This is a genomic window from Mesomycoplasma ovipneumoniae ATCC 29419 (genome assembly GCF_028885435.1).
Taxonomy (GTDB): domain Bacteria; phylum Bacillota_I; class Bacilli_A; order Mycoplasmatales; family Metamycoplasmataceae; genus Mesomycoplasma; species Mesomycoplasma ovipneumoniae.
Window position 1 is genome coordinate 512989 of sequence record NZ_CP118522.1, and the last position, 11593, is coordinate 524581.

An 11593-nucleotide genomic window follows, 5' to 3' on the forward strand; every position below is an offset into this window, starting at 1 on the left:
GGAAATTTTACATGGAAAGTATCATTTATTTATCTGAATTTCTGGGAACGGCAACGCTAATTTTGCTTGGAAATGGCGTTAATTATTCTGTAAGTGCAACAAAAATGTTTGCAAATCAATCAGGAAAATGGATTGTTATTGCCCTTGGTTGAGCTCTTGGTGTACTTTTAGGAATTATGGTTGCTAACGGAATAGCCGGTAATATTTCTGTTGCCCATTTAAATCCTGCAGTCTCAATTTTTTTTGCTATCAACCAAAAAAATGCCGAACTTTTAGCGCTTATTCCTTTACAAATATTAGGGGCAATTTTTGGCCAGATAATTCTAAATACGATTAACTGAAGTCATATTAAAGAAACAAAAGCAGAAGTTATTGCCTCATGTCACCACACCGGACCGGCATTTAAAAAATCTTATGTAACCAACTTTTTATACGAATTTATTGGAACTATTGTCTTACTTGCCACAATTGCCTTTTTGGATAAATCATTTCAAACAATGGGACCAGTAATTGTTGCGCTAATCGTGCTTTCAATTGGACTATCACTTGGTTCTTCAACTGGTTATGCTATAAATCCTGCGCGTGATTTTGGTCCAAGATTTATCTTTTTCCTTACTTCATTTGTCTTAAAAAAACATAATAATTTCTTGAATGTTAATAATTGAAAAGAAATTTATGGATTTGATTATTCATGAAATCCAATTATTGCTCCTAGTTTAGCCGCGGTTTTACTAGGTTTTGCGATTTAATTTGCCTATTTTACTAAGTTTTTTTGATTTCTTTCTTGGAAATTTTTAAGCAATTTGCTATAATTTATAGTCAATATTTTGTTTAGGGGAATTATGAAAAAACTTAGAAAATCGTTGTTTTTACTGTTAATAACTTCAGGGAGTTTGCTTTTAACTTCTTGTGGACTTACTACTTCACGAATTGAGTTGCAAAATAAAAAAGATGAAAATCCCAAAACTCAATTTCAAGAGAATAATTTTATTCAAAAAGAAACTCTAACAGCTGAAAAAACCGGCGATTTGCTAGATAATTCAGAAGCTCAAATTAGCCAAAAAACCAATTTTGATCAAAAAATTGAACAAAAAATTGATCAAAAATCAAATCTAGTTTCAATTCCAAAATCTAATATAAAAACAAAAACAGTTAAAAAACAAATTTTAAAAAATTTTAACCAAAACAAAAATCAAAACCAGCAACAACAGCAACTTTTAAGTCCAAATAATAATAATAATAATAATAAAACTGAAATTATCACTAAAAAGCAGCCAGAAGTGGCTGTTTTTGTAAATTATTCGCAAAAATATTTGCAGTTAGAAAACGATGTCAAGAATTTTATTAACACTGAATTAAAAGAGCTCAAACACGAATTTTTCAGGGATAAATTAAATCAAGTAATTGACGAGGTTGAATATGAAAAAATTCGTGACCAAAAAAATAAAAATGACTCCTTTTTCAAAAATAACATCGAAAAACTAACAAAAATTTTTGATGAAGTTAAAACTAATTATAAAAATTCAACTGATTTTTCACAAATAATTGAGCCAAAAATTCAAGATGATAAACCAAAAGAAAAAGACGAAAATTCTTATCCTTTAGGGATTGAAAAATACCAAGATTATCAAGGTAATTTAAATTCCAATAATTCTGCCAAAAGTTTTATGAATTTAATCGACCCAAAAGATGTAAGAAATTTTGAATATCAAGGCTATAATGAAAAAAATCGCAAAAAAGTTGCTGATTTTACTAAAAAATTAATCGATGAGTCTAAGCCAAAAAATGATGACGAAAAAATAAAAATTATTTTTGACTGAATAGTTAAAAATGTAAAATATGCTTGAAATCTAAATCGGATTCCCGCAGTTGAACCTTCGGCTGTTTTAGAAGAATTATACGCTGTTTGTGGTGGCTATTCTAATTTATATAAAGCGATGCTTGATTCAATTGGCATTAAAAATTCAATTGTCATTGGTTGATCAAAATTTGGTCCACACCAGTGAAATTTAGTTTTTGATACAAAAACCAAAGAATTTTTTCACTCAGATCCAACTTGAGGACAATTCAGAAGAAATGATGCTGAATTTGCAAAAGATCATAAAACCTTTAAAATTCTTGACTCATTTTATTCAGAAAATGGCCAAACTTATGAGTATAATTTAGGTGTTTCGCTTGTTTCTGCTAACACTAGCAACATTAAGCCTGCCACTGAAATTAAAAATAATTCTAAAGTAGTCGGAATTTCTAATGATTTTCTAAAAAAAGCAAGCAAATTATACATCGGTCCAAACGTTTCACGAATTGATTATCAAAGTGGAACTTTTAACGTTAAAAGTATTGAAGTTGATCCCCAAAACCCTTATTTTGCATCAAAAGACGGCGTTTTATATAATAAAAACTTGACAAAATTAATTATAATGCCTGAAAAATACGACTTTTCTTCATTTGTTTTGCCAAAAACAGTACAAGAAATCGAGGATTACAAATTTTCTCTGAATGCAAAAAATTTAGAAAAAATCACTGTTGAACCGGGAAATTATTACTTTAGAGACTATGGCGGAATTTTATACAACAACGATTTAAGCAAAATTATTTTTATCCCTAAAAATTATAAAGGCAAAATTATCACTGCTAAAAATGTTAAATTAAACCCACATACATTTGCAAATAATCCAAAAATCACTGAAATTGAAATTAGCCAAGGCACAAAAGAAATTCCCGATTTTACATTTAACTCTCTAAGTTCGCTTTCAATTATTAAAATACCACAGAGTCTTGAAAAATTTTCTGAAAATGCTTTTGTAGGAATTGATCTAAGAAAAGTGAAAATAATTTACCCGCCAAACATTGATAAAAATGTTGCTAGTGTTCTGAAAAAAATAAAAAAGATGCAGTAATTTATTGCATCTTTTTTAATTTGGAAAAGTATTATAAATATTAGGTGGTTGCTCTAAAATTACCTTTTTATTAAGTTTATTTGATTTTTCTGATTTTGACAGTTTGATGGCAAAAATTCACTTTTCAATGAATATAAATATGCAAAAATACCCGTAAATCCGGGTTTTTTGATTTAAAATCTTATTTTTTTTTATTATTTTAAAATCAACATTTTGCAAAAAAAAAAAAAATGCTTGGTCTAAGGAAAAATTATGTTATAATAAGACTCACTAAGAATAATTAATAAATTTGATATTGAATTAAGGGGGAATTAGTTATGTTTTTGTCATAGAAAAATCAGAAAATGTGAATTATCCATTATATTTTTAAATATGATGGTATGCCTTAAATTTAACCGTTTAGAAATCTACAAATTTAAGGCTTTTAGTTATTGTTCTTTCAAAACTTCATATATTTTTTTAGGCTCAATGCAAATAAAAACGAGTTTTCTATTTGCATTGAGTTTAAATAGTAGTTGTATTTTTTTATGATTTTTGTTAGTGTTTTAAAATAGGTAATTAACTTTTGCCAAAAAAGTTAAAAAAGCGTCCAAAACTAAACTAGGACAAAAAATAACAGTTTAATATTATTTTAACATCATAGCATATTGTTGTGGTGTTTTCAATTTAAAATTGATTGAATTCTATAGTTGTTGTATCAAAATATATAATCTGCAATTATTTTTTTCAGATCTTCTAAAGTTATTTTACTTAGTCTAACTTGTTTAAGCATTCACTTTTTATAATTGAAAATCAGCATTCAGCCTCCCTATTATCTAATAATGAATTTCCTACACGAGACAACGAAACAGTTCCTCCCATTTTATTTATTTTGTCAATATAGATTTTTGAAGTGTATTGAAATCCATGGTCTGAATGAATAACAAAATCTTTATCAATAGACCTAAATGTCTTTATATTATCCATAACTAAATTAAGATCATTGTTTACAGATAATTTAAAATCTCTGATTTTTTTAGTTTTATGCTCAATTATTACAGACAAAAATACATGACTATCCTTAACATCTCTGGTAGCTTTTGCATATGAAACATCAGTAGCAAAAATATTTCTATTTAATTTATCTTTGTAGTCGCGTTTAACAATATCCGGCAGTGCGAATTTGGTGTTCTTAATTTCGTTCTTTCTTCTTTATCGTCTAATTTTGCATACTAAATTCAATCTTTTTAAATGTCTTCCAAGAGTTCGAGGGTGAATGTAAATATTATATTTCATAGAAATATAAGCACTCAACCTTAAGCGACCATATCTACCTTCGTTATCAAGAAAGGATTTTTTAATTATTGCGTCATTTTTGTACTCCTTTACTTTTATAACTCTAGTTTTAGATTTTGCCACTGATTGTCTGCATACATTAAAAATTTTTGCAGATTTGCTGTAGGGAATATTTAGTGTTTTGGATTCACTAAGTTTTGCTGATTTTGATTTATTTTTATTGATTTCGTAATATCTCTTAGCTATTTCTATTAATTCTTCTTTTGTAAATTCGCTTCAATCTGGTTCGATTGATTTTTTAGGTCTGCCACTCCCCGGCTTTCTGTTTGCGCCCTTTTTATCTAATAATTGATCTTGCATACCATTATTATAATATCTAATAATTTTTTTGATTCTTCGAAGTAGCTGACTTCTGGTTATAAAATTTGTATCTGGCGAAATATCATTTATATAATTTATTGTTTTTTTTAATCCAAATTCATTGTAAATTTTATAAATCATATCAAACTCGTCTTTTTTAAAGTGTCTTGACATTAGTATTCTCCTTTTTGTTGCATTTGAAAATTTAAAAAAGCTAACACTTTGAGTGTTAGCTTTCTCCTTAAACTCGGACAAAAAAGCCAACACCTTAGTGTTATTTTTTCCTGAGTTTCCCAGTTTCATAAGGTAATTTTAAAAAAGCATCTGGTTTTAGGTACTTTTTTAAGTTTTTCGGTAAAAGTTAATAACAATTTTTTTACTGATTTATTAACACATCATAGTAAAAATCATACCTATTTCAAATATTCGGATCACTAGGAACACCATCTCGATTTTTAAATGTTATTTGCTGATCTAAAGTGTTAAATTCAACCCTTTGCCTTAATTTTTGCAACATCGTTACTAAACCAACTTCAGTTAATTGATTGTTTTCAAATAACTTGTTATCACTAATATGTTTGTTGATTTTAAATATTATAGTTTTTAAAATAACTAGTGAGATAAAACACAAAAGTGTATGAGCTAGAATGTGCTCGTCAATTCTTAAAAATACGGGCCGAATATTCAACAAACCTTTTAGACTTCTAAAATTAGCTTCAATATTCCACTGTTTTTGGTATTTTTCAACTATGTCTAAGACATTTGAATTTAGTATATTTGTTTCATAAACATAGTAACCATCAAATTGTTTGTCTTTGTCAATTTTACTTTGATCTAATTCAAATTTCATGTTTGAAATTTCCTTAAAATATTTAGGTTTTTTGCCAAACAATTTGTTTACTTCAATAAAACCATCTTTATTTTGCTTTTTAATAAAACTTTCGATTTGCTCTTCGCGAGCTTTGCTGTCTTTTATTGCTCTTTTTGTACTGTAAGTAATAATTCTTCTTCTAATATTTTCGGTGTATCTTTTATTCTTATAAGATGAATAAAATTCTTCTTTTTTATACTTAAAATCCGCACTTACATTAACATAATCGCTTGGATCTAGTAAATAATTTTTGAATTTTTGAGTTCCTACCTTTGCACGATAAGAAATAATGAAATTATAGTTTCTTGATTCAAGAAATCGAATATTTGCGGCAGTTGACATGCCACGATCAGCGATTATTGTCATATTTTTGATATTATATTTGGATTCAACATCTAATACAAAAGGGATTAATGTACTAGAATCGCCGGTATTCCCTTTAAAAACTTTAATATGAAAAGGAATACCATTTTTATCACACGCTAAGCCAATGACAATTTGGTCTTCTTTGAATTTAGCATCTTTAGAATAACCAGGAATTCTTAATCCATTTCTTTCAAATGTCTCAAAATAGACTGTTGATGAATCAAAATAAAATTCACTGTCCCTTTTTCCAAGTTCGCTTATAACCATTTTGTTGACACTATTTAAAAGTTGATTTTGTGACTCATAGACAAGATCTAAAAGTCTATAAAAGCTATTTTTGGAAGTATTTATTTGATTTGAGTAGTCATCCTTTTTATCAAAAGCATTAATAATGCTGCCAGGATCAGTGATCCGTTTTGAAATTAAGTAGTTAAAAATTTCCTTCATATTTTTATGTCTACTTTTAGGAAGTGATTCAAAAAATATTGTGCTTTTCAATAAGTTTTTTCAATTAATTCCCCGCCAACAAAAACCGAACGCTTCGATTATGCTTGAATTTTTAATAGAATCAAGTAAAATAGCCTTGACTTTATCTTTGTCATCTAAATTTGAAAACAATTTCAATTTTTCTTTGATAATTTGAACAGCATTTGGATTAATTTTTTCCAAATTCCGCTCATTTCCTAAACTAAATCAACGTTTTGGATCTTTGGAATAACCTTGTGTTCAGCCAACATATTTATATGGTTTATCTTTTGAAGATCCTCAAACACTAAATAAAAACAAATTTTGTTTTTTCATAATGTATAATTATACCATAAAATTACTTAAAATGCTACCAAATGCTACCAATTAAAATTAAGGTTTTACATTCAAAAAGCACCGATTTACGGGTCTTTTTTCATATTTATATTCACTAAAAAGTGAATTTTTGCCTTCAAACTGGGAAACTCGGGAAAAAGCCAACACCTTAGTGTTATTTTTTTGCCCTATTTTAAACCGGACACTTTTTTAAGATTATCTATCAAACTGGGAAACTCGTGATAAATATTCGCTAGATTGATCTAAAATTACTTTTTTATTAAGTTTATTTGATTTTCAACTAATTTTACAATTTCTAAAGCAATTGCAGGGGCTGCTGATAAACCTGGCGACTGCATTCCGGCGGCAAAAATAAAATTAGGATCTTTATAAGAAGGTCGAATAACAAAATCGCTATTCTGAATTTCGATTGGTCTTGAGCCTGCGAGTGCAAAAATTGTTTCCTGATAATCTAAGGTTGGAATAATTTTATGACCGATTTTTTGAATTTGCTCAACAAGACTAAAGTCAAGACAATTTACCTTTGATTTATCGATATTTTCTTCTGCTGTTGGCCCAACTAAAATATTACCATCAGGACGAGGTGCTACAATTACACCTTTTCCATATTTTTGAGGCACTAGAAAATAAACATCTTTTACATCAGGGTGATTTCTAAGAATTAAATATTGGCCTCTTCTTTGTTTTTGACTAAATTCAGCAAATCCGGCTAATTTTCCAATTTCATCAGCATAATGACCGGCGGCGTTAATAATAATTTTAGTTTGAAGAATTTTATTTTCATCATTATTTGTTTCAATTTCAAATAACTGTTGGTCATTTTTTGAAATTGAAACAACTTTTGTATTAGTATAAGAATCAACACCATTTTTAAGGGCAATTTCTAAAAAAGCAAGACTAGATTTGACCGGATCGATAACTCAAGAATTATCACACTCAAGAGCTAAAGATGCTTGTTTTGAAACTAAAGGATGCTGTGTTTCTAGCTCTTTTTTTGATAAAACTCTTAAATGTGATTGACTAAGTCCGTTGATAATTCCGCGCTCATAAAGATCATGAATAATTTTTTCTTCTTCTGAATCAAAGGCAAGAACAATGCTTTTTGCTTGTTGGCGAGGAAAATTTACTTTTGGAAATATGTTTTCAATTCACAATTTATGTCCTAAAACATTTAATTTTGCTTTTAATTTATGTGGTTTTGGATCAAAACCACAGTGAATTATTCCTGAATTTCCTGTTGTAGTTTCTGATGCAGCATATTTTTTTGCTTCAAGTATTGCGATTTTTAGTTTAAATTTACTCAATTCATAAGCAATATTTGTGCCGATTATACCAGCGCCAATAATAACTACATCGTATTTTTGCATTTTTTTAGTTTCCATATGTCACTAATTCCTTTTGATAATTTTATAACTTAATTATATCAAAATAATCACTATTTATTGGTTGATTTTAGTTTGTTTTTATATAAACGGTTAGCAATTTTCTTTTTGATAATCAATGACGGAATAATTAAAAAAATCGAAATTAAAACTAAAACAACTCGTAAAATTAGCAAAGCTCTTGTTGAATTAAGTGGATAGGTAAGCAGTAAAAAAGTTAGTGAAAATAAAATAACAGTATAATAAAAAATAAAAGAAAAATCGACCACTTTTAGCCTAGTTAAAACCAGTGAGGCAAAAAAACAGACAAAAAAATTTAAAATCCCAATAATGGCTAAAATTCAATATGAAATTATCTCTTTTTGCCAAAAATCAGGCGAAAAAAATATATAAATTAAGCTAATTGGAATAAAAATTACAATTAAGGCAAAAACAAAATCCGGAATTTTTGTTATTTTTTTATACATTTTTTTCGCGGTTTTTTAGCAATTCAATAAAGTCAACTAATGAAATTTTGAAAGATTCTTGTGAACCAAATTCACGATAAGTAATTTGGTTTTTTGCTATTTCTTCATCACCTATAATTATCTGAAAAGCAGTTTTTTGTAAATTTGCTTCACGAATTTTACGTGTAATTCGCTCAGATCTTAAATCAATTTCAGAATTATACCCTAAATTAAATAGTATTTCGTGGATTTTTTTACTATATTCATAATGTTTTTCACCGACGGGAATCACGATAATTTGCTTTGGTGAGAGTCAAAATGGCAATTTTCCTTTAGTTTGTTCTAATAAAATTGCAATAAATCGCTCATAAGTTCCAATAAGACCACGGTGAATCAATATTGGAGTTTCTTTTTGATTAAATTCGTTAGTAAAACTAATTCCAAATTTTTGTGGCAAGAGAAAATCTAGCTGTAAAGTCGAAATTGTAACTTCTTTATTTAATGCTGTCTTAATTTGAAAGTCGATTTTTGGGCCATAAAAAGCAGCTTCACCGATTTTTTCAACGTATTTTACGTTGTTTTGATCAAGAAATTGTTTTAAATCATTCTCGGCTTGATTTCACATTAAATCATCTTGGAAAAATTTTTCTTTGTTTTGTGGGTCTCTTTTTGAAAAAGAAATATAAAAAACTTTTATTTTGAAAAAATCAAGCACTTCTTGAATCATCTTAAAAAGGTGGCTAATTTCGCTAAAAATTTGCTTTTTTGTGACAAAAATATGCCCTTCAGTTAAATCCATTGCTCGAACTCGTTCTAAACCTGAAAGTGCACCTGATTTTTCATAACGATACAACCTAGATTGCTCTGAAACTCTAAAAGGCAAATTCCGATAACTAAAATGTTGTTCAGAAAATAAAATTATATGGTGTGGACAAGTCATTGGTCGCGGAATAAGTGCTTCATCTTCAACTTTAATTGGCGAAAACATGTCATCTTTATAATGTTGTAAGTGCCCTGAAATTTCATAAAGGCTTTGGTGACCAAAATGAGGAGTTAAAACTTCTCTAAAACCGTAATTTCGGTCAAATTCTAGTATTTTTTGCCTAATTTTGTTATGAATTTTCATCCCATTTTCAAGTCAAACTGGGAAACCAAGTCCAAAATAATGGCTAAAACTAAAAAGTTTTAGCTTTGAACCAATTCGGCGGTGATCTCTTTCTTGTCTTTCTTGCAAAATTTGAAGAAATTTTTCAAGATTTTCCTTTGAATCTCAACTTGTACCATAAATTCTTGTGAGCTGCTTATTTTTTGAATTTCCACGTCAATAGGCACCTGCAATTTTTAGGAGTTTAAAATTTTTTATTTGATTCAAACTCTCAAGATGCCTTCCAGCACAAAGATCCTCAAAAAGTATATTGTTTTGTTGGTCAACAATTGAAAAATAGGTCACTTTTTCAGATTTGTTTTCAAGATCAGATTTTAGCTCTTGTTTGTAAATTTGACTTTGAAAATCAAGATTATTACCTTCTGTTTGAACAATTCTTAAATTTTTTGAAACTAATTTTTTCATTAATTTTTCAATTTTTCCAAAATCTGACTCAGAAAGTGGAGTTTCTAGATCAAAATCATAATAAAAACCATCATCATAAACAGGACCAATTCCTAATTTTACATTTGGGAAAAGTGTTTTTATTGCAAGCGCTAAAAGATGAGAGGTAGAATGATTGAGTTCATAATCAATTTTTAATTCCATGAGTTAAAGTCCCATTTTTTGTTTTATTGTTTTTAAATTTGAATTTGCTATTTGATTTGCTTTTTTCGCCCCATTTTTTGCAAAATCATCAACAAATTGTAACATTTTTTGGTGTTTTTTTTGTAAATCTTCGAGAAAATTAGCAACGATTGTTCCGACTGTTTCCTTTAAAAACTTATAGGATTGATCTTGAAAAAAATTAAGGGTTTCTTCTTGAGTTTTATCAGTAAAGCCCATATAAATATTCAAAAGATTATTGATCCCCGGCTTTTCTTGGCTAAAATAAATTTTATTTTCAGAATCAGTTTTTGCTCTTTGAATTTTATTATAGGCTTCTTGAGGCGAATCGGTTAAAAAAATTGCCGAGTTTTTTTGGCTTGTTGATTTAGACATTTTTTTGGTTGGATCAGTAAGTGACATTATTTTTTGCGCATTTTGGGAAATTATTGCCTTAGGAATGACAAAATCTGTTTTATAAATTTTGTTAAAACGCTGAGCAATTTTTCGTGTAAGTTCTAAATGCTGTAATTGATCAGCGCCAACGGTTACAAAATCAGGATTATATAAAAGAATATCTGCAGCCATTAAAATTGGATAAGTTAGCAAGCCTGTTGGAACTTTTTCGGTATTATTTTCCTGTTTTTGACGAGATTTATCTTTAAATTGCGTCATTCTTGAGAGTTCGCCAATTGTTGTTTGGGACTGTAAAAGTCAAAAAAGTTCACTATGAGCACTAACATCAGATTGAAAAAATAACACTGTTTTTTCAGGATCAAAACCGCATGCAAGATAAAATGCAAAAATACTAGCGCGGTTTTGGGTTAATTTTTCTGGGTCAATTGGCAAAGTAAGGGCATGAAGATCGGCGACAAAAATAAAATTTTCGTACTGATCTTGAAAAGAAAGACTCGGTTTTATCGAACCGAGAAAATTACCAATCGTCAAGTTTCCAGTTGCAGTTATTCCACTTACTAATCTTTTTTTCATAGCAAAAAAATTTTAGCATAATTATAATGAATTTTTTAGAAAATGAGTATAATTTAAAAAGATATTATGAAGCTAATTTCCAAAATCATTTATTTTCTTTTGCAAATTTTTAGCTTTGGTTTGTTTGCTAAACGTATTAAAAAAAAACATAATAAAACAAAGTCTGAAATCACCTTTGATGACAAAATCGGTTTCAATGTTGATGATCTAGTTAAATTTTTAGGCGGGACTAAAAATATTGACTCATGTGATTTTACAGTTTCTAGATTAAAAATTAAATTAAAATCAACTGAAGGTATCAATGTTGAAGAAATTGGAAAATTAAAAGGGATTTCAGGTGTTGTTGTTGGTTTAAACGAAATTAATTTAATAGTTGGTAATAAATCTAAAGCTATTTGAAAAGCTATAAATAATTTTGAATAAGTTTAAAA

General features: G+C 28.3%; 10 protein-coding genes. 3 read left to right on the plus strand and 7 right to left on the minus strand.

The window, feature by feature from the left end:
- The first annotated feature begins 11 nt into the window (after nt 1-11).
- Nucleotides 12-749 (plus strand): MIP/aquaporin family protein, encoded by a 738-nt coding sequence (locus tag PWA39_RS01935; protein WP_069099435.1) that lies wholly within the window; start codon nt 12-14, stop codon nt 747-749.
- A gap of 93 nt (nt 750-842) precedes the next feature.
- The gene (locus PWA39_RS01940; RefSeq protein ID WP_069099434.1) at nt 843-2900 is read left to right on the plus strand and encodes a leucine-rich repeat domain-containing protein; all 2058 of its coding nucleotides are present in this window, start codon (nt 843-845) and stop codon (nt 2898-2900) included.
- A 750-nt stretch (nt 2901-3650) separates the two neighbouring features.
- On the opposite strand, the gene PWA39_RS01945 is transcribed toward PWA39_RS01940, so the two are convergent.
- The 7 genes from PWA39_RS01945 to trpS form a co-directional block, all read right to left on the minus strand.
- Nucleotides 3651-3944, minus strand: coding sequence for a hypothetical protein (locus PWA39_RS01945; protein WP_274827493.1), 294 nt, complete (start codon nt 3942-3944; stop codon nt 3651-3653).
- A 147-nt stretch (nt 3945-4091) separates the two neighbouring features.
- On the minus strand, nt 4092-4709 hold the full coding sequence (locus PWA39_RS01950) for a transposase (protein WP_244890606.1): 618 nt from the start codon (nt 4707-4709) through the stop codon (nt 4092-4094).
- Nucleotides 4710-4911: 202 nt separating this feature from the next.
- Nucleotides 4912-6573, minus strand: coding sequence for an IS1634 family transposase (locus PWA39_RS01955; RefSeq protein WP_465223527.1), 1662 nt, complete (start codon nt 6571-6573; stop codon nt 4912-4914).
- 269 nt (nt 6574-6842) lie between these two features.
- Nucleotides 6843-7976 (minus strand): type 2 glycerol-3-phosphate oxidase, encoded by a 1134-nt coding sequence (gene glpO / locus PWA39_RS01960; protein WP_069099393.1) that lies wholly within the window; start codon nt 7974-7976, stop codon nt 6843-6845.
- 53 nt (nt 7977-8029) lie between these two features.
- Nucleotides 8030-8443 (minus strand): MAG3450 family membrane protein, encoded by a 414-nt coding sequence (locus PWA39_RS01965; protein ID WP_069099394.1) that lies wholly within the window; start codon nt 8441-8443, stop codon nt 8030-8032.
- On the minus strand, nt 8436-10175 hold the full coding sequence (gene thrS / locus PWA39_RS01970) for a threonine--tRNA ligase (RefSeq protein ID WP_069099395.1): 1740 nt from the start codon (nt 10173-10175) through the stop codon (nt 8436-8438). Before thrS ends, PWA39_RS01965 begins: the two co-directional genes overlap by 8 nt.
- A 3-nt stretch (nt 10176-10178) precedes the next feature.
- Entirely contained in the window at nt 10179-11162 is a 984-nt protein-coding gene (gene trpS / locus PWA39_RS01975) for a tryptophan--tRNA ligase (protein WP_069099396.1), read from the minus strand.
- A gap of 66 nt (nt 11163-11228) precedes the next feature.
- Here trpS and PWA39_RS01980 point away from each other — a divergent pair, with 66 nt between their 5' ends.
- Nucleotides 11229-11585, plus strand: a complete 357-nt coding sequence (locus tag PWA39_RS01980; RefSeq protein ID WP_069099397.1) for a PTS sugar transporter subunit IIB — start codon at nt 11229-11231, stop codon at nt 11583-11585.
- Nucleotides 11586-11593 lie beyond the last annotated feature (8 nt).